This window comes from Paracoccus ravus (assembly GCF_004522175.1).
Taxonomy (GTDB): domain Bacteria; phylum Pseudomonadota; class Alphaproteobacteria; order Rhodobacterales; family Rhodobacteraceae; genus Paracoccus; species Paracoccus ravus.
Genome location: NZ_SDEB01000024.1, coordinates 36,077 through 57,953, shown reverse-complemented (window position 1 = coordinate 57,953; position 21,877 = coordinate 36,077). Strand labels below are relative to the sequence as shown.

Here is a 21,877-nt window from a genome sequence, read left to right as displayed (position 1 = left end):
AGTTATAGGATTTCCAGTTCGTGGTTCGGTAGCGGGCAGGTGCGGAGTTCGTCATGCCGAGCGGATTAACCCACCAGAATCGCCGAGTGAATCCGTCAGATCCGAAAGTTCTGCAACAATGCCTCTCCGATGTCACTGCGATAATACAGCGATGCATCTGATCCGAATACCTCCGCCAAAAGGAATGCTTGCGGAGATGTTTCGTCTGTTCTATAATTAGACATGAAGTGCCTTTCAAGGGTTTAAGGGTCACGACCTTGCTCCTTGTTTCAGCCCTAAGCCTGCCGCATTAGTCCTGCGGCAGGCTTTTCTAATTGCGAAGGTGGGGCATCTTTCATCCATCGCATATTCCGAATAGTTGCGTGGGGCGCGTCTAACTAGCTTATGCCCCATCGCTGTGATCACAAAGCGCAGATTTAGTATCAGCCAGATGCTTCTTCTTTATGGCGACCTGAATATCATTCACCTGTTTCTGCACCGACCAGAGTTTCTCGCGGACTGCGCCCTCGGGGCTCATTTGGCGTCCGAGTGTTTTGAGTTGTGCCGTGAGAAGCGCCACCTGGGCGGCCAATTGATGCTCCGGTTTCACCAATTCCACCTGCTTGCCCTCGAAATTGACGCGATAGGCGCCTTCCGCAGCGAGCGTCTTTTGATAAGCCCTTGACTGGATGAGCATTTGGACCACGGGCAGAAGCGCCTGCATCTCAGCCGGTGACAGAATTTGGCGGCATTCCTGCTTGAATCCGATAGCCAGCGGTTTGGCCCATTCAGCGCCTTCCAGCCACGGTTCCAATGCTCCGGGGAAATTGAATCCGAGCAGCTTCTGCAATTGACGCAATTCCGCCTTTACATCCGGCTTTTTGAATACCGGTTTATTTTCGGGCCGTTTACGGACAATCCGTTTTTCCATCTGCGCACCTTCCCTGTTTCTGCCACGCATATTCATGGGCAAGAAGTGCTTGCCCAGCTACATGACCGCGTTATAATGATGACGTGTTTAACAGTCATGTTGGCACCTCAGGATACGTTTAATAGGGCCGGGATTTGCGCATAGGCGTCCCGGCTCTTTAGTTTAGACCCATCCCACATGACCACAAAACATTTTGTTTTGCTGATACGCAGACAGGTGTTATTGTAGCTGCGTAACTTAACCTCCACGATCCAACCAGAAGTTTCATTACCATTCGCTACGCAATCGCGCAGCGGCGTTGGTAGGTGGGAGTTAGTTTCGATAGGAATTTCATATAGGCCGCCACGCAAAGGGCGGCCTATATTATTCTGTGTTTGCACGATGTCAAAAAGCAGCTATGCTAATTGCACGGTCAACCAGTCCGTTTAGTTGCAAAAGCGAGAATATGGCGGGGCTTGAGCATTCGTTCGCCCCGCCATTTTCGTTTAAGCGGCGTCGTCTTCCAAATAGCCACCATTCGCGACGATGATGGGTTCCATCCCCGTGGCGATAGCCATCAGAATGTAGCGGTCCTCCATCTTGAGGATCTCCCCTGCGATGTATTCGCGTATGGCACATGAGAGACCGGTCAAGAAGATGTCGCGGTCCTTGACGCCTTTAGCATCGCGCTGCTTTTCGCGGCACTTGTGGCAGCGGCCGCAGTCGCAGTCGCAGTCGCCCTCGTCGATCACGTCATCGTCCAAGTCGTCGTCCAAGTCGTCGTCCTCGACGGGTTCGGGTGGTCCTACATCCTTTGCCATAGTCGGCCTCCGTTGCTGTTAGACATGCGCAGGCAGACTTCGGCTTATCGCACAGGACAGCTCACCTCGGCTGCATGGGTGCAGCAGGGGGTGAGCACGCCCAGAGCGCGCCAAGATAGCCAGCGATGTCCTTGTTTGTGCCGTCCTGCTAAGTGAATCGCAGCAGGGACGGCTTATGAGTGACGTTACGAAATCTGGATTCGGTCTGTCCAGAGCGCCACCCCCTGTAAAAACAGGGTTTTGGTGAACTAAATCATAAGCATCGGATGTTCCTCGAAACATTTTTCCGCCCTGTGGATAAGTCGAGGTCCGAAAGATGCGCTAGGTGCGCGTTGACGCACCTAGTCAGCAAGTAGGCCACAGCCAACACCTTGTTTTTGCGAGGTAATATGCTGATATTGCAGATGTAATTTCATCTGAGCAACGCACTTACCATTAAGAAAGGGTAAATCCGGCATGGTGCCACGGGGGAACCATGCCGGCAGGCCGACGTCAGGGCTGGGCCAGCCCAACGCCTCCGGCAGAGGCCGCGCTGAGTGCGACGAAATTCAGCGCCCTTTGCCGCACAGCATTGGCCAGGTCCTGCCGCGCGGACAAAAGCGTGCGCTCGGCGTCCAAAACGGGAAAGAAGCCCGCCTCGCCCAGTTCGTAAGAGGTCCGCGCAAGGCTGACGGATTCATCTGCATTCGAGACCAGCCGGCTTTGCGCCCCGACCGCGCGGCCGTCCCGATTATAGGCCGCCAGCGCGTTCTCGACCTCTTCGACCGCCTTCAGGACCGCGCCCTGCCAGGCCAGGCGCGCCTGTTCCGCCCGAGCCTCGGCGGCGGATAGCCGGGCGCGGTTGGCTCCGCCGGTAAAAAGCGGGACCGAGATCTGCGGCCCGAATCCCCAGGTCTTGAGACTGCCGCCGCCCGCCAGATCGATTGGGGTGACCGAGCCGGACAGGGTGAGCTTGGGATAGAAGGCGGCTTCTGCCTCGCCCACGGCAGCCACTGCCGTTGCCAGATTGCGCTCGGCGACGCCGATATCGGGGCGGACGCGGATCACATCGGCCGGGATGCCGACGCTGGCGCTGTAGCTCGCACGCGGTTGACTGCCGCCCTTGCGCAGCCGCGCGGCCAGATCGGCGCTGCGCCCTGCCGTCAGCGTCGCGAGCCGGTTCACCGATTGGTCGAAACCCAGTTCCAGCGCAGGCAAAGCGGCCTCGGCCTGGGTCACGAGTTGCTCGGCCTGCAGCACTTCGACACGGCTCACGCTGCCCAGGAAATCCTGTTCGCGGGTCAAGGCCAACGTGCGCTTGCGGCTGTCGAGACTCTGGCGCGTCAGCGACACGGCCTGCTGGTAATAACGCAGGTCGATATAGGCCGAAGCGATGGCGCTGGCGACGGTCAAACGTGCGACCTCGGCCGACAGATAGGCCGCATCGACCTGCGCCGAGGCCCCGCGCCGCGCCGCGCGGTTCGCACCGAAAATGTCGATGAGCCACGAAACGCCCAGCGTCGCGGAACTGCTTTCGGCAATCGAGACATCGCCGGAATTCAGCCCGCGGCTCGCCGCGCCTTCAAGGCTTGCCTGCGGCAAGTCATTCGCGCCGACCAGCCGTGCATTGGCCTCGGCCTCGCGGATGACGGCGATGGCGGTCTGGACGTCGAGGTTTCGGGCCAGACCCGCGGCGATCAGCGCATCCATGTTCTTATCGCGGAAAGCCGCCCACCAAGCATTCGAGCCCGCCCGACGCGCCGGGGAATCCGAGGCAAAACGTTGGGACGTTTCGGCGATCGGCGCGGTATAGGCGCCGGGGGAACAGGCCGAAAGCGCGAAAGCCGAGGCCAGGCCGCCCAAGAGAAGGCGACGCGAAACAGACGGAAATTCGGTCATTATATTTCTCGGAATCTATGGAAAGGGCGCGGGCAGCAGGAGCAAGCCGCCCGCGCGTCGGCTGGACCTTAGCCCGCCGTTGTCTGGGTTTTCGCCCCGCGTCGCGTCAGGCGGCTGAACAGGTCCAGCACAAAGACGAAGAACACCGGAACGAAGAACACCGCGAGCACCGTCGCCGCGATCATGCCGCCGATGACGCCGGTGCCGATGGCGTTCTGGCTGGCCGCCGAGGGTCCGGTGGCGATCGCCAGCGGCACCACGCCCAGGGTGAAGGCCATCGAGGTCATCAGGATCGGGCGGAAGCGAAGGCGCGCGGCCTCCACCGCGGCCTCGATCAGGGTTTTTCCCTCATCGCGGAGTTCCTTGGCGAATTCGACGATCAGGATGGCGTTCTTGGCTGATAGCCCGATGATCGCGATGAGGCCCACCTTGAAGTAGATGTCATTGGGCATGTCGCGCAGGATCACCGCCACAACGCAACCCAAGACCCCCAGCGGCACCACCAGCATCACGGAAAGCGGGATCGACCAGCTTTCGTAAAGCCCCGAAAGCAGCAGGAAGACAAACAGGATGCTCATCGCAAACAGCATCGTCGATTGCGAGCCGGACTGGATTTCCTCAAGCGATTGGCCGGTCCATTCATAGCCGAAACCCTGCGGCAGGGCGTCGGCCAGACGCTGCATTTCGTCCATCGCCGCACCCGAGCTGTGACCCGGCGCAGCCGAGCCTGCGATGCGGATCGAGGGGTAGCCGTTATAGCCCACCACCTGCGATGCACCCTGTTCCCAACTGACGCTGGCGAAGCTCGAGAAGGGTACCATCCCGCCTTGGGCATTCCTCACGGTCAGTTTCAGGATGTCCTCGGCCTGCATCCGCGAGCCTTCCTCGGCCTGCAGCATGACGCGCTGCATCTTGCCCGAATTCGGGAAGTCGTTGACATAGGCCGAGCCCAGATATTGCGAGACGGTGGCCGAGATATCGGAGAAACTCACGCCAAAGGCATTTGCCTTTTCGCGGTCGATGGTGACGAAGACCTGCGCCGCATCGGGCAGACCCTCGATGCGCAGACCGGTGACGATGTCGCCCTTCTGCGCCTCGGCCATGATTTGCTGGGCTGCGGCTTTCAGCGCGGCCTGACCCTGACCACTGCGGTCCTGAAGGCGGAAGCTGAAGCCGCCCGATGTGCCGAAACCCGGAATGGGCGGCGGCGACAGCGCGAAGGCCTGCGCGTCCTTGTAGGTGAACATCTCCATGTTCGCGGCCCCGGCAATGTCTTGCGCCGACTGCGCGCGCTCGGCCCAGTCCTTGAAGGTGATGAAGATCAGGCCCGCATTCGGCCCCTGACCCGAGAAGCTGAAGCCCCGGATCGAGACGACGTTCTCGACCGCGTCATTGCGGTGATACATGGTCGTGGCCGTGGCCAGCACCTCGTCGGTGCGGTTGGAACTGGCCGTCGGCGGGGTCTGGATATCGGTGATGATGAAGCCCTGATCCTCGTTCGGCAGGAAGCTCGTCGGCAGGCGCACGAAGCCCAGACCGGTCAGCGCGACCAGAACCAGATAGAAAGCCATCATCACCAGACGCCGCCGCGTGACCAAGGTGACGCTGGCCGCGTAGCGGTTGGTCATGCGGTCAAAGCCACGGTTGAACCAGCCGAAGAAGCCCGTTTTCTCGTGATGGCCGCTGATCGGCTTCAGGAAGGTCGCGCAAAGCGCGGGCGTCAGCGTCAGCGCAAGGAAGGCCGAGAACAGGATCGCCACCACCATCGTCAGCGCGAACTGGCGGTAGATGATGCCCGAGGAACCGGGGAAGAAGGCCATCGGAATGAACACCGCCGCCAGCACCAGCGTGATGCCGATGATCGCGCCCGAGATCTGGCCCATTGCCTTCTGCGTGGCCTCCCGCGGGGGCAGCCCCTCGGTCGCCATGATGCGTTCGACGTTTTCGATGACCACGATGGCGTCATCGACCAAGATGCCAATGGCCAGCACCATCGCGAACATGGTCAGCACGTTGATCGAGAAGCCCGCGACCAGCATGACCGCGATCGTCCCCATCAACGCGATCGGCACGACGATGGTCGGGATGATCGTGTAGCGGAAGTTCTGCAGGAACAGGAACATCACGATAAAGACCAGCACCATAGCCTCGACCAGCGTGTGCAGCACCTTTTCGATCGAGGCTTCCACAAAGGGCGTGGTGTCATAGGGGATCGAATGGGTAATGCCCTGCGGGAAAAAGCGTGACAGCTCCTCCATTTTGGCATGGACCGCCTCGGAGGTGTTCAGCGCGTTGCCGGTGGTCGAAAGCTGGATGCCGATGGCAGCGGCCGGCTTTCCGTTGATACGCGAGGAGAAGCTGTAGCTTTCCGAGCCGACCTCGACCCGCGCCACGTCGCGCAGCAGAACCGCAGAGCCGTCGGCATTGGCGCGCAGCACGATCTTGCCGAATTCCTCGGGGCTGTCGAGCTGGCCCTTCATCAGCACGGTCGCGGTCAATTGCTGGGCGATAGGGTTCGGGTCTGCGCCGACCTTGCCCGCCGCGACCTGCGCGTTCTGGGCGCGGATGGCGGCGACGACCTCGGCCGTGGACAGGTTCAGACCTGTCATCTTGTCCGGGTCGATCCAGATCCTGAGTGCGCGTTCCGGGGCAAAGACCTGCGCCCGGCCCACGCCCTCGATCCGGCGGATTTCGCCGGCGACGTTGCGGTTGATGTAATCGCCAAGCGCGATGTCGTCGAATGTGCCGTCTTCCGAGGTCAGCGCGACCATCATCAAGAAGCCCGAGCCGGCTTCTTCGACCAGCACGCCCTGATCGACCACGCTTTGGGGCAACAGGGGTTCAACGCGGGCGACGGCGTTTTGCACATCGACCTGCGCGCGGGCGATGTCGGTCCCCGGCTCAAAGGTCGCTGTGATCGACATGGCCCCGGAACTGTCCGAGACGGATTCGAAATAGGCGAGGCCCTCGACGCCGTTCAGCTCATCTTCAATGGGCTGGGCGACGGATTGGTTGATCTCGCCGGGGGATGCCCCGGTATAGGAGGTCCCGATGGTGATCTGGGGCCAGGCGACCTGCGGATATTGCGCCACCGGAATCGAGGGCAGAGAGATCAGCCCCGCGATCACGATGAAAATCGAGATCACCCAGGCCAGCACCGGCCTGGTGATGAAGAACTGTGCCATGATGGATTATCCCTGCTGTCCGGCCCCTTTGGGGGTCTCGGCCGGAATTTCGGCGGCGGCGGCCTCGGCTTTGGGCTCGACGGGCTCGGCCACGACCTTGGCATCGGGGTAAAGTTTCTGCGCGCCCGCGACGACGACCTTGTCGCCGGTCTTGAGACCATCCTCGACCAGCCAGCGGCTCTCGGTGGTTTGGCCCAGACGGACATTGCGGCGCTCGACCGTGTCGGCATCCTTCATCACATAGACATAGGCTTGGCCGGATTGGTCGCGCTGCACCGCCATTTGCGGGATGGTCAGGGCGTTTTCACGCACCGCCTGCTCGATCCGGGCCCGGACGTAAAGCCCCGGCAGCAGGTCGCCCTTGGGGTTCGGGAATTCCGCGCGCAAAGTGATCTGGCCGGTGGTGCTATCGACGCTGGCTTCCGAGAACAAAAGCTTGCCCTTGGGACCATATTCGCTGCCATCGTCAAAGATCAGGCTGACGCTGGCCTCGTCCGAGGACGCCATCATCAGCGTCCCGGCATCGCGGGCGCGCTTCAGGGCGAACAACTCGGACGACGACTGCGTCACGTCGACATAGACCGGATCCAGCTGCTGGATCGTCGCCATGATATCATTTTGGGCATTGACCAGTGCACCCTCGGTCACGAGCGCACGACCGACGACGCCCGAGATCGGCGCGGTCACCTCGGTATAGCCAAGATTCAGCTGCGCTTCCTGCAAGGCGGCGCGGGCAATCGCGACGTCCGCCTCGGCCTGCGCCATAGTGGTCGCCGCGTTTTCCAGATCGACGCCCGCCGTCACCTTGCGCTCGCGCAGGGCCTCGGCGCGCTTCAACTGGTCCTTGGCATTCTGGCGCGAGGCTTCGGCGCGGGCCAAGGTCGCCTCGGCGCTGGCGACGCGGACGGCAAAGGATGCGGGGTCGATCTTGAACAGGACCTCGCCTTCCTTGATCAGGCTGCCCTGTTCAAAGACCCGGCTGACGACGATGCCGCCGACGCGCGGACGCACCTCGGCGGTACGGGTCGCGGCGACGCGGCCCGGAAGCTCGTTCACGATGGGCAGCGGTTCGGGCTGCATGGTCTGGATGCTGACCATGGCGGGCGGCAATTGGTTTTGGGCGAAAGCCGGTCCTGCGATCAACAGAAGCCCGGCCATGAGGCAGGAGAACCTGCCAGGCATCGACTTGGAAATCATATGTCTGACCTTCAGATCAGGAGGGGTGAGGGGAGGAGGAAAACGGGTTCAAGTTTGGGGGTTCGGCGCGCCCTCGTCGCTTTCGGCGATGGCCATGAGGTCGTCGAGAAGCGTCGTGCGTGAGCTTTCATCGAAACGGTGCAGATCGTAGAATTCAAGAAAGGCCATGCCATGCAGGGTCAATAATGTGCGCAACATGCGTTGGGGATCCGCCGCCTCGGCGCGGATGCGCTCGGCATCCATGCGCATCTCGGTGCGCATGATGTCGCGGCATTCCGAATTTGCCCCCATGCCCACGCTGAGCAGAAGTGCCATCGCGACATCCTCGTCGGTCGGCGCGGTTCGGAACGTCTCGATCAGGGATTTCAGGCAAGCATTGGGCTGACCGGCAAAGCGCAACGCGGTGGCGTCGAATTTGGCACGGTGCTGGGCCAGTTGGTGGCGCGTAAAGGCAGCCAGAAGGCCCGCCTTGGTTTCACAATCATAGACCACGCTCGATTTGCTGACGCCAGCCTCTTTCGCCACGGCGTCGATGCTCAGCCCGCCGATACCGTCGCGTCGAACGACGGCCTCGACGGCACCCATCAACTCTTCGCGGTCGATCGTACGTTTGCGTCCCATCATGCGGCCCATTTATTTCAGTACGATCGTTCGTAAATAAATCCGCGCGATGCGTCAACCCGTCGCAGCGCTGCTGCCAAACCTGCTTCCAGACTTGGGAAACCGGCAAATCACCTTAAAACTCAGGTTTGGCAATTCTACGAAATTCCGCATAGAAAACTCCGGCGGCAGAAACGTTCCAGCCCGTCCGCCTTAGATGGACAGTGCATGAACAGACAAACTTCGGCGCGCCGCTCCGGTGCGCGACGTCTTCTGACAACGGCAATCGCGTTCGCCCTTCCGGTCTGCGCTATCGCACAGGATTCGGCGTGCGTGACATTGGACTCCGTGACACTGAACGCGCGGGCGGCATCGGCTATGTTGTGCGCGCGACGACGGCAGGGACCAAGAAGAGCACCCCGATCGAGGAAACGCCGGCGGCGATTTCGGTCGTGAGCGATGAGCAGATGCGCGATCAGGCCGTCACCTCGGTCGCCGAGGCCCTGCGCTACACGCCCGGCGTCACCTCGGAATGTCGCGGGGCCTCGAACATGTCGGATGAAGCCTGTATTCGCGGCTTCGGCTATGTGCCGCGCTATCTGGCGATCAGCGGAAAGGGCCAGCAGATCGATCCCTAGCTTCTGAGTTCGGTCGTCGTGGTCAAGGGCCCGGCGTCGCCTCTATATGGCCAATCCAGCCCCGGCGGCCTGATCGACATGGAACTGAAAAAAGGCCGATGGCAGCCAGCTCACGCGCCTTGGCTATGAGTTCGGAACCAATTCGCGGGCGGGACTGCGCTTCGACGTCGCGCGAAACGCAGGCCCGGACCTGTCCTGGCGTCTGGTGGGCCTGGCCCCCGATGTTCCGGATGTGTCAGGCGACATCCGGGCGCGGCGGGCCGCCATTCTCGCCACGGCGCAGCGGGATCCGCTGAACCACATCCCTGGCCGGAAGGTGCACCGGATCGTTTCAATATTCCGTTCTGGCGCTTTCCGACGCACCTGTGCAGCCCGGCACCCCGGCTCTGCCGGAATCCGCTCCGGTGCTCGAAAGTTTTCGTTTTGCCAGCGCCCTTTGGGCAATCGCCGCCAAATCACCTTGTCCCGGCCCGCAAATTTCGGCCCGAAGGATCCCGAACTTGTCGTGGCACTGATCTTTGACGGCGTGCGCGCGATCTCCGAGATGGACGCCCCCCGGATGCTCGACAGCCTGACGCGGCAGAAGCGTCTTCCCCCGGTCTTGTCGGTGTTCATCCCGTCGATCGATTCTGAAACCCGTTCCCGAGAACTTCCCGAGAATGCCGATTTCGCCGATAGCCTTGCCGACGAGTTGCTGCCCGAGATCGCCCGCCTCACAGGCATCCGCCCCTCTCCCCAAAGGACGGTTCTGGCAGGCGCGAGCTATGGCGGGCTCGGGGCCGCGACCATTGCCCTGCACCGGCCCGAAGCGTTCGGCAATGTGCCATCGATGTCGGGTCCTTCTGGTGGGCACCGCAAGGCGTCAGCACCGAGGGCACGCCCCATGTCGCGGCGCGCGTGGCTAAGGAGCCGTCCCTGCCCATCCGCTTCCTTCTATCCGCGGGACGTTTCGAGACCTCGCGCGGCGAAAGCGGTAGAGTTTTGCAGACCTCGCGCATTCTGCGGGACACGCTCCGGCTCAGAGGCTACGACGTGGTCTGGCGCGAATATGCGTGCGGGCATGAATATCTGGTCTGGCGCGGCGCGCTGGCGGATGGGTTGATCGCCCTGTTCGGAGAATAACGCAAATCGCCGCTCGCCCCGAACGACGAGGCCGTCAGACCAAGGAAAATTCCTGCCGCGATTTGCGGGCCGCGACCATATTGATCTTGCGATATTCCTGCAGGCCCGTCACCTCGCGCCCGACCCAAACGGGCAGCACCAGATCATGGTCAGCCCGCGGCAACTCGACCTCGGCGATCGAAATCCCCGCGAGAAGGCCGCGATAGACATCCACGGTCCAGGTCAGATCGCCCTCCGGGATATAATAGCGGGTCTTTTCGACGACATCGCTGCCGCAGAGCCGCTCGATCATCTCAAGCGCGTCGGCCAGCGGAATGGGATATTCGAACTCGTCGCGAACGATGCCCTTACGGGGGCCCTTGACGGTCAGAACGGCCGTGCTGTCCTGAATGCGGACCCGGACCTTGCGCCCATCGGTGATCGAGATCAGACCGTCCCGCAACTCCTGACGCCGCGAGACGCGGTGCTTCCAGCCATCGGTCGCGACCAGAAATTTCCGCTCGATTTCCTTCGCCACAAGATCCCCCAGCTTCGTTTCGTTGATCGTGGAATAATGCGGGCATGGCACAGGATAAATCGACAAAACGTCAGCGCATAGCTGCCATGCAACCAATTGTGCCCACCCACGCCAAGGCCGCGACGAGCACCACGGCATTCGCGTGGAACAAGATCTTGAAACGCCCTTGATAAAGTGAAATCATGACGTCACTTTTGCTCTGGGTGGGACGATGCCGAAATCCAAGAAAGCCAGCACCGATACGGCCAAAGAAGGCAAGGCCAATACCTCGCTTCGTCTGGATCGAAAAACGCTCAAGGCGTTGAAGGTCCGCGCGATCGAAGACGACACGAGCGTTCAGAAGATCATCGAGAAGCTGATCGAAACCTATCTCAAGAAAGCGGCGAAACGGGAATCGTGAGCAAAACCGCAGACCACATCATCATTCTGGACGGGATTCCGGAAACCCCGGAGATGATCGGAAAGTTGAAGGCAAGATCCAGCGATGACAGCGAGGGGACACCCTTCGTGCTGCTTGACTGCCATGACGAATCCATCCGCAAGGCGGGACAGGCCCTGATCGAGGCGGGTCCGACCCTGATTCTGCATGGCCCTGGCCAGGTGCTGACGCAGCCGGCAAAACGATCGGGAAACTTCGTCGCGGATCTTGCCGAGGGTCCGGTGAAAGCCGCGCTCGAAGACACTTCGCCCCTGCGCAGCCTGCTGCCCATCGGCACCGGAACGCTGCGCCATTCCCGCATCACGCTGGTTGATGACGAGGGCAAGACCCATGCCCGTGCGGAACTGAGCCTGTTGCGGCCGGCAGGGCAAGGCCAGACGGTGACCCTCGCCGCCCTGCATAGATTGCGTGGCTACGACAAGGCCGCGGTCGCACTTTCGACCCATCTGCGCGGAAACCAGGCGGGGCGGTCACCCGCGGTCTCGGATCTGACCGGGATGCTTTTCCCCGAGCATGAAACCTATGATCCAAAGCCCGATACCGCGATGGCGGCGGATGAAACCGCCTACGATGCCGCAAACGACATCATTCGCACCCATCTTGCGGTCGCGCGTCGGAACGAAGAAGGCATCATCGCCGATCATGACACTGAATTCCTGCATGATTACCGCGTGGCCCTGCGCAAGATCCGCTCGGTGATCAGCCTGTTTCGCGGTACCTATGGCGCGGAAGAGACGGATCTTCTGAAGCGGCGCTTTTCGGAGCTGATGGTGCCGACGGGGCGTTTGCGCGACCTCGATGTCTATCTGCTGCAGCGCAAGACCTATTACGATTTGCTGCCCGAAACCCTGCATGACGGCCTGGGGCTGATGTTCGACATTTTCGCGCGTGAACGCCGCCAAGAGCAGCGCAGGATCGCCAGACATCTGCAAAGCGCGCAATATCGCGCGTCCATGGCCGCACTCGAGGCGCAATTCGCGCCTGAGGCGGGTCCGGCGCGCGGCGGAGAGGCCGAGCATCCCGCGCTGGACTATGCCCACGGCCTGATCTGGCGGCGCTATCGCAAGGTCTGCAAGATCGCATCGCGGATCGGCGCCGACACGCCGGACGAAGAGATCCACGAATTGCGCATCAACTGCAAGAAACTGCGGTATCTGATGGAGCTTTTCGCCCCGCTCTTTCCGCGCGCCCGCCTGAAAGCCCTGCTCGCGCCGCTCAAGGAGCTTCAGGAAAATCTGGGCCTGTTCAACGACTATTCCGTCCAGCAGGCCTCGCTGCAGGAATTCTTGCTGGAACATCCGCTCAAGGCGCAGCGCGACAGCCGTGTGATGGCGACCAGCATCGGTGCGCTCATCGCCATCCTGCACCAGCTTCAGATGCAGGAAAGGTCTCGGGTCGTTTCGAGCTTCGCGCATTTCGACAGCCCGCCCATCCGGTGCGCGTTTGCCAGCCTGTTCCATGGGAAAGGAGCGTGACGTGAAAATCATTGCCTGTTACAGCAACAAGGGTGGCGTCGGCAAAACCGCGACGGCCGTCAATCTGGCCCTTGCCTTTGCAAATGCCGGCGCTCAGGTCCTGCTCTGCGACCTTGATCCGCAGGGGGCTTCGGGCTTCTACTTTCGGATGAAGCCCTCGAAAAAACTTCTGGACGAGGCGTTTTTCAAGGATGTCGATCGCTTTGCCAAGGCGATCCGCGGCAGCGATTTCGACAATCTGGATATCCTGCCCGCGAATATGAGCTTTCGCGATTTCGACGTGTTCCTGTCGCAGATGAAAAACAGCCAGACCCGGCTGCGCAAGGCGCTGAAGGGCGTGGCAAAAGAATATGACATCGTCATCCTGGACTGCCCGCCCAATATCTCGATGCTGGCCGAGAATGTCTTTGAGGCCGCCGATCACATCGTCGTCCCGGTGATTCCGACCACGCTCTCCGAGCGCACGTTCGAGCAGCTTCTGGAATTTCTGGCCGATAAGGCCGACCGGCAAAAAATCGTGGCCTTTTTCTCGATGACGCAGAAGCAAAAGACCCTGCATGCCGAAACCATGACACGGATGCGCGCGAGCTATCCGGGGCGTTTCATTGCCGGCGAGATACCGTTTTCGACGGATGTCGAGCGCATGGGAACGCATCGCGCGCCGGTCGCTACATTCGCGCAGAACCGACCGGCGGCCAAAGCCTATGACGAGGTTTATCGCCAGTTGCGGGCCCATATCGAAGGACCCGTCGCATGAATGTCCGCCCGCAAGAAATCGAGCGCAAGTTCCTGTTGCGGGCCCTGCCCGATCTGGCGGGTATTTCCGCCGTCGCGATCCGACAGGGCTATGTCACCGCGCCGCAGGATTCGACCGAACTGCGCTTGCGCCAGGCGGGCGAGAGGCATTTCCTCTCGGTCAAGGGCGGCGAGGGCCTTGTCCGCACGGAGAGGGAAGTGCCGCTGACGGCGGAGCAATTCGAGGCGCTCTGGCCGGAAACACGCGATCGGCGGGTGGAAAAGACGCGCTACAAGGGCGCAGTTGGCGGCGGTCTTGTCTATGAGCTGGACATCTACGAGGGCGCATTGAAAGGGCTGATGACGGTGGAGGTCGAGTTCACGTCAGAGGCCGAGGCGGTCGCCTTCCTCCCGCCGGACTGGTTCGGAAAGGATGTGACCTTGGACAAACGCTATCGGAACAAGGCCCTTGCGGTCGCCGATGCAGCCACGCTCGAGGCACTCGTACGCATATGAGAAAGCGATATGGAGCCATCTGCTACGTCCGCGGCAAGAAGAATGACGACGTGATTCTGGTGACCAGCCGGCGCAGCAAGAACTGGATCTTTCCCAAGGGGCGCAAGATCCCCGGCATGTCGGGCCCGGCATCAGCCAAGCGCGAAGCTTATGAAGAGGCGGGCGTTCTGGGGTCGATCGACAAGCGCAGGAAGTTCCGCATCCTCTCCGAGCAGGACGGTGCCAAGGTCGAACTGATGCTTTATGCCCTGCGCGTCGAAAAGATCCTCAAGCGTTGGCCCGAGGCGCGATGCCGCAACCGGCTCATCATCTCGCGCAGCAAAGCCGAAAAGCTCTTGGAATGCCCCGATACGGTGCGCGCGCTCAGGAAGGTTCTGGAACTACGCAAGCGTTGACGCTGCCCAGATGCGCTCCGTCGACGGAAATCCCGGCCTTGATGCTGACTGACCTTTCCCGTTTGAACGTGCTGTGCGATGGCTGCCCGGATCGGGCGCGGGGCTGCCGTAATCTGGTTCATCGCCGCCTCCCTGAGAACGGCTGTAACCCCGCGTCGCTTTGGCCGATTCCGTCGAGCATCGCGGACAGGTCTGCGATGCGATGGACAATCGGATGTCGTAGTTTCCCCTCGGGCTGGATGCATCCCCGCGCGGCGCCCATGCCTGCCGTCAGCATGATACGCCCATGCCTCAAGCGCTTGGGGCAGATCACCAGATTGGCGATGCCGGTTTCGTCCAAATCGCGATGGACGGCACCGGTGGCCAAGCCGGGCTACTGGCGGACAAGGATCAGGCCCGCGGTCTTGACCCCCTGAATGGACTAAGAGGGCATTTCAAAACCATGTGGTCAGCGCGCGAAAGCAGATGATGGCGCAGGCCAAGATGGTGAAGGCGAGATGAATGTCGGCCCTTCGCTCGTATCTGACAGCGAGGCGGCGGAATTTGGAGAGCCAGGCGAATGTTCGCTCGACGACCCAGCGATGCTTTCCGAGATGGGCGCTGCTTTCGACACCCTTTCGGGCGATGCGATGCTTGATGCCGCGTTTGGTGCAAGCCTTGCGACAACGGGGTTAGTGATAACCTTTGTCGGCATGCAGCTTTCCGGGCCGATGCCGTGGTCGGCCACGCTTGCCACGAATGCGGGGCATGGCGTCGAGCAACGGGTCGAGCATCCTGCTATCATGGACGTTCGCGCCGCTGAGGCGCACTGTCAGGGGTATGCCGCGTCTGTCGGTGACGATGCGGCGCTTGGTGTCGAGGCGCCCACGATCGGTGGGGTTAGGGCCGGTGACCTCGCCCCCCTTTTCGCCGCGATGGACGCGCTGTCCATGCAGGCCCGGCTCCAGTCGAGATGACCGGCGCGATGCAGTTGGTGCAGCAAGACCCGATGCAACAGATCCCAGACACCGGCCAACTGCCAATCCCTGAGCCTTCGCCAACAGGTCACGCCCGAGCCGCAGCCCAACTCCGCAGGCAACATCGGCAGGGAATGCCGCTCTGAAGGACAAACATGATCCCGGCCAGAGCGGCCCGGTCCGAGATCCGAGGCCGCCCGCCTTTCGCGGACCGAGACGTGGATGGCAACAAGGGTTCGATCACAGCCCAAAGGCCGTCAGAGACAAGCGTGGCAGACATAAGCCGCTAATCTAACAGGACGAATCCGCCTGCAAGTGGTTTTGAAACGCCCTCTAAGGGTGATGGGACCCCGAGTGGAAAGAAGACCAGTTGGCGTCGCAGCGAAAGCCTGCCCCGTGCAAAGCAGGATGACGCTGGGCGCGGCGACAAGAAATGGCAAATCCGTTTCGGGCGCAAGACCGGGCTCAAACTGTCGGCCTCGGCGATTCGGGTCGTAGTGGATGCCGCACACCTTCAATTCGACGGTTGGGCCGGAGGAAACAGCTTGGTCTCGCGGGACGGGGCTAATGAAGCGGCCCGACAGCGCTTCATCTGTCGCTGCTGCCGAAAGCATCCTCTCCCTCGCAACGAGAAGGTCAGCGATCGAGCGGATTCCGAGATCGCGGAACGTCCGGATTCTCGCGGATGATGGTGCAGCCTGTCTCGGCCGTCCAGCGCATCAAGTGATGCGCCGGAAGCTTGCGACAGCGGGAACGAGAACGGCCCCTCGGACCATTGGACGCCGGTGGCAAGCGCGCATCGGGATGGATCCGCGCCCGCAAGCATGGGCCGCGAAATCGTAAACCGTCATGCTTGGGCCTTTCTGCCGCTCGCGACGGCAACGATCGCAATGATGATCACCCCCGTCGACAGCAGGCGCACGCCTGCCCCCAGCCCATAGGAATTCAGCATCGAGACAATGAGATACATGAACAGCGCACCGGCCCAGATCCCCGGCACGTTGGAATCGCCCCCCGCGATGGAGGAGCCGCCGATCACCGTGACGGCAATCGACATCAGCAGGAACTCGGCCCCCATGTTCAACGCGGCCCCGCCCGAGAAGCAGGCCAGCAGAAAGCCGGTCAGCGCCGCCATCTTGGCGCAGGTGACATAGGTCGTGCCCATGATGCGGGCCACCGGCACGCCGGCCAGCCGCGCGGCGCGCGGGTTCTGCCCGATGGCCGAGAGCCTGCGTCCGAAGCCCGAGCGGTTCAGCGCCACCCAGAAGCCGATGCTGATCACCAGCGCGACAAGGGCAAGGTTCGGGATGCCCAGAATGGCGCGCCCGGTGGCGAACTCGGCCAGCGCCGCGGGTGGCTTGATCCGCAGCCCCCGGTTCGACCAGATCGCCAGCGACTGGTAAAGAAAACTTGCTGAAAGCGTCGCAATGATCGGCGGAATCCGCAAAAGCCGGATCAGCGCGAAATTCACCACGCCTGCACAGGCCCCGACAGCCAGGGCCGAGACGAGCCCCGCAAGCATGATGGCCCAGACCGGCCCCGTCATCTCGCCCATCAGCTTCAAGGACAGTGTCCCGGCCAGCGTCATCGTGGCCGGGATCGACAGATCGACATTGCCCGGCCCCATCGTGATCACCAGCATCTGCCCCAGCCCCGTCAGGACCGAGAAGCTGGCGAAGGTCAGGGCGGCGACGGCAAGCGCAGCACCTCCTCCGCCGCCCGCGCTGATCGACCAGGTCGCAAGAAAAGCCGCGAAGGCCGCGACCCAGGCCCAGAACCATGGCGCGCGATGGATTCTCATGCCCTTTTCTCCGCTCGTCGCACCAACAGCCTTGCGGCCAGGACAAGGATGAGGATCGCGCCCTGCGCCCCGATCTGCCAATCCGGCGAGAGCCGCAGGAAGGACAGGAAGCTGCCCGCCAGCGTCAGGGTCAGCGCGCCGATGACGGCGCCGATGGGCGAGACGCGCCCGCCGGTGAACTCGCCCCCACCAAGGATGACCCCGGCGATCGACAGCAGCGTGTAGCGCAGCGCGATATTCGCGTCGCCCGAGGTGGTCAGCCCGACCAGCGCCATCCCCGCCAGTACGGCAAAGACGCCGGCGACCGCATAGGCCATGGCGCGCAGCCGCACCGTCGAGCGTCCGGCCCGCGACACCGCCCGCAGATTGCCGCCCAAGGCCCGCAGCCTGACCCCGAAGCCCGAGCGCATGATCAGAAGATGCGCCACCGCTGCGATGCTTACGCTCGCGATGATGGCCATGGGCACCAGCGGCGGCTTTGCCTTCATGATCGCGGTCAGCCATGCCGGAGAACTCCCCCCCGGCGAGGGCAGGATCAAGACCGCCGCGCCCCCCCAGATGAAGGACATGCCCAAGGTGACGACGATGGCGGGCAATTGCCGCGCCTCGATCAGCGCGCCAAGTGCGGCATAGGTCAGCACGCAGCCCGCCAGCATCGCCCAGCCCAAGGCCGGATTTTCCGGCAAGATCGCCGCGGTGATACAGGCGATCAGGCTGACAAAGGCCCCCATCGACAGGTCGATATCGCCCACCATGATGATCACCATCTGCGCCACCGTCGCCAGCGCGATCGGCACGGCCAGATTGAACAGCAGGTTCACGCCGACATAGCTCATGGCGCGGGGTTGCAACCAGAAGACGGCGGCAACCAGCACGGCAAGGGACAGGACGGGCAAGAGAAGGCGCGGATTGATCACGCGGCATCCCCGAACTCGAAACTGGCGGCGAGGATATTCGCCTCGGTGATCCTCTCGCCCTCCAGTTCCGCCGAGATCGCGCCGTCGCGAAAGACGAAGACGCGGTCGCAATTCAGGATCTCGTCCATCTCGGTCGAGTACCACAGGAAGGTGCGACCCTCTGCGGCCTCATGGCGGATCATGTCATAGACCTCGGTCTTGGTGCCGATATCGACGCCGCGCATCGGATCGTCCATCACGACGACGGCGGCGGTGGTCGCAAGGGCGCGGGCGAACAGTACCTTTTGCTGGTTGCCGCCCGAAAGCGACAGGATGGGGTTGGCCATGTCGGGTGTGCGGATGCCGATGCGGGCCTGCCAATCGGCGGAGAGCGCGTTTTCCGCCGCCCGGTCCACCATGCCGAGGCGGCACAGATGCCCCAGCGCCGCCAGCGCCAGATTGCGCCGGATCGACCAGATGGGCATCACCCCGTCGCGCTTGCGGTCGCCCGCGACAAAGACCACCGCGGGTTCTGCCAGGCTGCGCCAATCCGAGCTTTGCGCCAGATAGAAGCGCGCCAGCGCCTCGGCCTGACCGTGTCCGGCAAGCCCGGCGAGACCGACGATCTCGCCCTTGCGGGCCTCGACCCCCTCGGGGGTGCGCAGGATCGCGTCAGACCTGTTCCCCAGCGCCCGGATCCGCAAGGCCGACGGCTCGTGGCTTTCATCGGCGACATGTCCCATCGCATCGACCAGCCCCTGCCGGGTGAAACCCTTGGCAGCGCGGTCGGCGATAATGTGGCCGTCGCGCATCACGACGATGCGATCCGCCACTTCGAAAACCTCGCCCAGCATATGCGAGATGAAGACGACCGCGCCGCCCTCGGCGCAGAAACGGCGCAGATGCGCCAGAAGCTGCGCCGAGATCGAGGCATCCAGCGACGAGGTCGGCTCGTCCAGAACGACCAGTCTTGCCGGATGTGCTCCTTGGGCAAAGCCGATGGCGATCTCGACCATCTGCTGTTCGGCCAGCGTCATGTCAAAGACCGGCATCTCAGGACGGATGCGGTGGCCGGGAAAGATCGCGTCAAGCGCCGCCCCTATCCGGCGCGCGGCCAGCCTGCGCCAGCTCCAGCCGGTCAGGTCGCGCTGCACCACCTGCAGGTTCTCAAGTACCGTCAGGTTGGGGCAGAGCATCCCCTCTTGCGAGATGGCGCGGATGCCCGCCTGCCGGTGATCCTTGGCGCCGGGATAGATGACCCGCCCTTCGGACGCGGCGAATTGGCCGGTCACGAGGTTCACCAGCGTCGATTTTCCCGCGCCGTTATGGCCGACAAGCCCCAGGCATTCGCCCGGATCGATCCGCAGGTCGACATGATCCAAAGCCCGGAGCGCGCCGAAGCTTTTCGACGCGCCATCAAGGATCACGACCGGTTCCGGCCCGGTCGTGTTCGGTCTCGCCGATGCCATCACTTGGACTCGGCGATCACTTTCTTCGCGTCATCCTGCGAATAATCGACATTGGTGACCCCGCCCTCGGGCGTGTCCTTGAGCGCCTGGTCCAGTGTCTCTTGCGTCACCGACAGGAAGGGCACGGTCAGATCCTTGGGGACCTCCTGCCCGTCAAGGATCTGCTGCGCGACCCAGAAGGCCAGGGTCGAGACGCCCGGCGCGATCGAGGTCGAGACGGTCTCATAGCCATTGGCGTCGCGCTGCTCGGCCCACCATTTCAGCTCGTCCTGGCGATTGCCCATGATGATGACCGGCGTCGGGCGTCCGGCGGCGGCAAAGGCCTGCGCGGCACCGTAGCCGTCGCCGCCCTGCGTCACCACGCCCGCGATCTCGGGCAGCGAGGGCAGGATGCCCGCCACGGCCTTTTGCGCCACGTCCTGCGCCCAGTCGCCATTGACCGAACCGACGATCTTGAAATTCGGATGCGCCTTCACGCCTTCCTCTATGCCCTGATGGATCTCGTCATCGACCGAGACCCCGGCCAGCCCGCGGATCTCGAGCAGGTTGCCGCCCTCGGGCAGGCGGGTGGCGAGATATTCGACCTCGTCCCGGCCCATCTTGACGAAATCGACCTTGACCCGCCAGGCGCAGGGCTCGGTCACGATGCCGTCGAAAGAGACGACGGTGATTCCGGCATCGCAGGCCTCCTTGACCGCGCCATTCAGCGCCGTTGGCGAGGCCGCGTTCAGCACGATCGCGTCATAGCCCTGCAGGATCATGTTCTGGATCTGCGCGGCCTGCTCGGTGGCCTGGTTTTCTGCGGTGGTGAAGGCGTCTGCGCTGGCCACGACCCCGTCGGCCACGGCCTTTTCGGTCACGCGTGCCCAGCTTTCCAGCATGGCCTGACGCCAGCTGTTACCGGCGTAATTGTTGGACAACGCGATTTTTTTCTCGGCTGTATCGGCCAGCGCAGGCATTCCAAGCGCAAGACCCAAGGCGGCAGTCAGCAGCAATCCCTTGCGGGTCATCTCGTCACTCCTCCCCTCGGCCCGCCCCTCCACGGACCGTTCCCAGGCGAAGGATAAGCCGAATCGCCCATTTGGCTAGCCCCCACGTCAGGTTGAGGTCCGCAAACAGTCAGCGGGAGCCCATGATGATCGCGGGCAGGTTCCAGTTGGAGGCGTTGCTGCATGCCCTGCGGCGCTCTTCAACTCTTGGGCGCGACGTGGCAAGAAAAGGAAATCGAATGGATTTTCGAATGCCTGTCGCGCAGATCGTCGAGGTGGATTCCCTGAATTCACGCTTGCGGTTCGATCGGGGTCATGCCCCAGCCATCTCTGCCCGCGACGGGGCGACGAGCTGGTCAGACCACAACGCAGCGCTGCCTCGCAGTCGCTCGGGTTCGACGCGGAACTGGTCTGGTTTGCAGAGAAGTCAGGACGGCGCAGAAGATCCGAAACTTTCCGATGCCGCAATCCAAACCTGCCTGACTTCCTGTTCCGTCTTCGGTCGGGGCCAGAGGATGGGGCTGGTCGAAAGCCTGATCCGGCTGGCGGGGCTCGTCTGCGCCCTGCCCTTTCACGGGCGATCCTACCACTGGAAGGCTCGCCGACCCTCCCCAATTTCCCACGCGGTCTTGACGCCGGATCCAAATCGGCACCCTGCGCACCCTCTCTCGGATCGCTGGCGCTCGCCCGAGACGTCATGAACCGGATCGAAGCCGTCACCTTCACACACCGCTCGGACGGCTTGCGCAACGTCGCCCCTGTCAGGGGGCAACTCGGCCCAACTCGGGAAACGCGCCGCGTTTACCGTTTCGTCATAGGAGCAGGTTATGACGGCCCTTCCTTGCGACTTTGGCGCAAGGTGACTCCGCCGCCCGCGCGTCGGACTAACCTGAACGAGACCCGAGATAAAAGACATGCCCCATTTTTATGGCACCCGCCGGGTCCCGCAGATGATGCAGAAGATCCGGCTGCATCGCGCGCTTGTCCGTGCCAGCGGCAATATGGCGCTCGAGGCATCTTGGGACGAGATCGAGCAATTCATTGACTTCCTCTATGCCGAAGTAGGCAAGCGGGACGCTACGCAATTCGTCGAGCTACCTTCAGAGGCGGCTTGAAACCAAGCGTGCTTGCTGTGAACGGTCGAAAGCAGGCTCTGAACCACCGGCTCTCGCTGCGGATATCACCGTCCAAATCAAAGCCTCATCTCGGCCCGCGCAAGGCGTGCCGCCACGATCCGCATCAGCCGGGCTCATCACCGTTTTTCTCGAACAGCTTCCAATTTTTACAAATCCGTCAGTCATTTATCACGAGAATGTTACAATCGTGACCTAGCTGCACCGGTCGATATTAACACCGGGG

At 62.3% G+C, this 21,877-nt stretch carries 20 protein-coding genes and 1 pseudogene; 8 read left to right on the top strand and 13 right to left on the bottom strand.

All coding sequences use genetic code 11. From position 1 onward, the window contains the following. Positions 1 to 382: 382 nt before the first annotated feature. The 6 genes from ESZ60_RS16475 to ESZ60_RS16450 form a co-directional block, all read right to left on the bottom strand. A complete protein-coding gene (locus tag ESZ60_RS16475) occupies positions 383 to 910 on the bottom strand; it encodes a ProQ/FINO family protein (protein WP_167620195.1) in 528 nt (175 codons plus the stop codon). A gap of 485 nt (positions 911 to 1,395) precedes the next feature. After that, positions 1,396 to 1,710: a hypothetical protein gene (locus ESZ60_RS16470; protein WP_209021328.1), complete on the bottom strand. Its 315-nt coding sequence runs from the start codon at positions 1,708 to 1,710 to the stop codon at positions 1,396 to 1,398. 492 nt (positions 1,711 to 2,202) lie between these two features. Continuing rightward, positions 2,203 to 3,588 (bottom strand): efflux transporter outer membrane subunit, encoded by a 1,386-nt coding sequence (locus tag ESZ60_RS16465; RefSeq protein ID WP_134681812.1) that lies wholly within the window; start codon positions 3,586 to 3,588, stop codon positions 2,203 to 2,205. Positions 3,589 to 3,656: 68 nt separating this feature from the next. Beyond that, on the bottom strand, positions 3,657 to 6,773 hold the full coding sequence (locus ESZ60_RS16460; RefSeq protein ID WP_134681811.1) for an efflux RND transporter permease subunit: 3,117 nt from the start codon (positions 6,771 to 6,773) through the stop codon (positions 3,657 to 3,659). 6 nt (positions 6,774 to 6,779) lie between these two features. After that, positions 6,780 to 7,931, bottom strand: coding sequence for an efflux RND transporter periplasmic adaptor subunit (locus ESZ60_RS16455; protein WP_245155739.1), 1,152 nt, complete (start codon positions 7,929 to 7,931; stop codon positions 6,780 to 6,782). Between the two features lie 87 nt (positions 7,932 to 8,018). Then, entirely contained in the window at positions 8,019 to 8,594 is a 576-nt protein-coding gene (locus ESZ60_RS16450; RefSeq protein WP_245155738.1) for a TetR/AcrR family transcriptional regulator, read from the bottom strand. Between the two features lie 305 nt (positions 8,595 to 8,899). On the opposite strand from ESZ60_RS16450, the gene ESZ60_RS16445 reads away from it, so the two are divergent. Beyond that, positions 8,900 to 9,208 (top strand): TonB-dependent receptor plug domain-containing protein, encoded by a 309-nt coding sequence (locus ESZ60_RS16445; protein WP_134681809.1) that lies wholly within the window; start codon positions 8,900 to 8,902, stop codon positions 9,206 to 9,208. Between the two features lie 205 nt (positions 9,209 to 9,413). Continuing rightward, entirely contained in the window at positions 9,414 to 10,310 is an 897-nt protein-coding gene (locus tag ESZ60_RS16440) for an alpha/beta hydrolase-fold protein (RefSeq protein ID WP_167620194.1), read from the top strand. A gap of 54 nt (positions 10,311 to 10,364) precedes the next feature. On the opposite strand, the gene ESZ60_RS16435 is transcribed toward ESZ60_RS16440, so the two are convergent. Beyond that, positions 10,365 to 10,847, bottom strand: a complete 483-nt coding sequence (locus ESZ60_RS16435) for a CYTH domain-containing protein (RefSeq protein WP_167620193.1) — start codon at positions 10,845 to 10,847, stop codon at positions 10,365 to 10,367. Between the two features lie 211 nt (positions 10,848 to 11,058). Here ESZ60_RS16435 and ESZ60_RS16430 point away from each other — a divergent pair, with 211 nt between their 5' ends. The 5 genes from ESZ60_RS16430 to ESZ60_RS16410 are packed head-to-tail and all read left to right on the top strand — an operon-like array spanning position 11,059 to position 14,407. Beyond that, complete coding sequence (locus tag ESZ60_RS16430; protein ID WP_134681806.1) at positions 11,059 to 11,247, top strand: ribbon-helix-helix protein, CopG family; 189 nt, start codon at positions 11,059 to 11,061, stop codon at positions 11,245 to 11,247. Next, positions 11,244 to 12,761 (top strand): CHAD domain-containing protein, encoded by a 1,518-nt coding sequence (locus ESZ60_RS16425; protein WP_134681805.1) that lies wholly within the window; start codon positions 11,244 to 11,246, stop codon positions 12,759 to 12,761. Before ESZ60_RS16430 ends, ESZ60_RS16425 begins: the two co-directional genes overlap by 4 nt. A gap of 1 nt (position 12,762) precedes the next feature. After that, the gene (locus ESZ60_RS16420) at positions 12,763 to 13,518 is read left to right on the top strand and encodes a ParA family protein (RefSeq protein WP_134681804.1); all 756 of its coding nucleotides are present in this window, start codon (positions 12,763 to 12,765) and stop codon (positions 13,516 to 13,518) included. After that, entirely contained in the window at positions 13,515 to 14,012 is a 498-nt protein-coding gene (locus ESZ60_RS16415; protein ID WP_134681803.1) for a CYTH domain-containing protein, read from the top strand. The genes ESZ60_RS16420 and ESZ60_RS16415 overlap by 4 nt, the downstream gene beginning before the upstream one ends. Continuing rightward, positions 14,009 to 14,407 (top strand): NUDIX hydrolase, encoded by a 399-nt coding sequence (locus tag ESZ60_RS16410; RefSeq protein WP_134681802.1) that lies wholly within the window; start codon positions 14,009 to 14,011, stop codon positions 14,405 to 14,407. The genes ESZ60_RS16415 and ESZ60_RS16410 overlap by 4 nt, the downstream gene beginning before the upstream one ends. A 118-nt stretch (positions 14,408 to 14,525) precedes the next feature. Here the strand turns inward: ESZ60_RS16410 and ESZ60_RS20855 are convergent, their stop codons facing one another. From ESZ60_RS20855 to ESZ60_RS16385, 6 genes and pseudogenes are all read right to left on the bottom strand, one after another. Further along, positions 14,526 to 14,774, bottom strand: coding sequence for a hypothetical protein (locus ESZ60_RS20855; RefSeq protein ID WP_167620192.1), 249 nt, complete (start codon positions 14,772 to 14,774; stop codon positions 14,526 to 14,528). 67 nt (positions 14,775 to 14,841) lie between these two features. Next, positions 14,842 to 15,643: pseudogene (locus ESZ60_RS16405) on the bottom strand (IS5 family transposase). Between the two features lie 567 nt (positions 15,644 to 16,210). Then, a complete protein-coding gene (locus tag ESZ60_RS16400) occupies positions 16,211 to 17,164 on the bottom strand; it encodes an ABC transporter permease (protein ID WP_134681801.1) in 954 nt (317 codons plus the stop codon). Then, positions 17,161 to 18,081, bottom strand: a complete 921-nt coding sequence (locus ESZ60_RS16395) for an ABC transporter permease (protein ID WP_245155737.1) — start codon at positions 18,079 to 18,081, stop codon at positions 17,161 to 17,163. The genes ESZ60_RS16400 and ESZ60_RS16395 overlap by 4 nt, the downstream gene beginning before the upstream one ends. After that, positions 18,078 to 19,529: a sugar ABC transporter ATP-binding protein gene (locus tag ESZ60_RS16390; RefSeq protein ID WP_134681800.1), complete on the bottom strand. Its 1,452-nt coding sequence runs from the start codon at positions 19,527 to 19,529 to the stop codon at positions 18,078 to 18,080. Before ESZ60_RS16390 ends, ESZ60_RS16395 begins: the two co-directional genes overlap by 4 nt. After that, positions 19,529 to 20,539 carry an ABC transporter substrate-binding protein gene (locus tag ESZ60_RS16385; protein WP_134681799.1) on the bottom strand — a complete coding sequence of 337 codons (1,011 nt, stop codon included), beginning with the start codon at positions 20,537 to 20,539 and terminating at the stop codon, positions 19,529 to 19,531. Before ESZ60_RS16385 ends, ESZ60_RS16390 begins: the two co-directional genes overlap by 1 nt. Positions 20,540 to 21,432: 893 nt before the next feature. Here ESZ60_RS16385 and ESZ60_RS16380 point away from each other — a divergent pair. Further along, on the top strand, positions 21,433 to 21,633 hold the full coding sequence (locus ESZ60_RS16380; protein ID WP_134681798.1) for a hypothetical protein: 201 nt from the start codon (positions 21,433 to 21,435) through the stop codon (positions 21,631 to 21,633). Positions 21,634 to 21,877: the final 244 nt, after the last annotated feature.

Coding starts and splice junctions, on each gene's coding strand:
- ESZ60_RS16475 (WP_167620195.1), bottom strand. CDS start 910: ATGGAAAAACGGATTGTCCGTAAACGGCCCGAAAATAAACCGGTATTC.
- ESZ60_RS16470 (WP_209021328.1), bottom strand. CDS start 1,710: ATGGCAAAGGATGTAGGACCACCCGAACCCGTCGAGGACGACGACTTG.
- ESZ60_RS16465 (WP_134681812.1), bottom strand. CDS start 3,588: ATGACCGAATTTCCGTCTGTTTCGCGTCGCCTTCTCTTGGGCGGCCTG.
- ESZ60_RS16460 (WP_134681811.1), bottom strand. CDS start 6,773: ATGGCACAGTTCTTCATCACCAGGCCGGTGCTGGCCTGGGTGATCTCG.
- ESZ60_RS16455 (WP_245155739.1), bottom strand. CDS start 7,931: ATGGCCGGGCTTCTGTTGATCGCAGGACCGGCTTTCGCCCAAAACCAA.
- ESZ60_RS16450 (WP_245155738.1), bottom strand. CDS start 8,594: ATGATGGGACGCAAACGTACGATCGACCGCGAAGAGTTGATGGGTGCC.
- ESZ60_RS16430 (WP_134681806.1), top strand. CDS start 11,059: ATGCCGAAATCCAAGAAAGCCAGCACCGATACGGCCAAAGAAGGCAAG.
- ESZ60_RS16415 (WP_134681803.1), top strand. CDS start 13,515: ATGAATGTCCGCCCGCAAGAAATCGAGCGCAAGTTCCTGTTGCGGGCC.
- ESZ60_RS16410 (WP_134681802.1), top strand. CDS start 14,009: ATGAGAAAGCGATATGGAGCCATCTGCTACGTCCGCGGCAAGAAGAAT.
- ESZ60_RS16400 (WP_134681801.1), bottom strand. CDS start 17,164: ATGAGAATCCATCGCGCGCCATGGTTCTGGGCCTGGGTCGCGGCCTTC.
- ESZ60_RS16390 (WP_134681800.1), bottom strand. CDS start 19,529: ATGGCATCGGCGAGACCGAACACGACCGGGCCGGAACCGGTCGTGATC.
- ESZ60_RS16385 (WP_134681799.1), bottom strand. CDS start 20,539: ATGACCCGCAAGGGATTGCTGCTGACTGCCGCCTTGGGTCTTGCGCTT.
- ESZ60_RS16380 (WP_134681798.1), top strand. CDS start 21,433: ATGCCCCATTTTTATGGCACCCGCCGGGTCCCGCAGATGATGCAGAAG.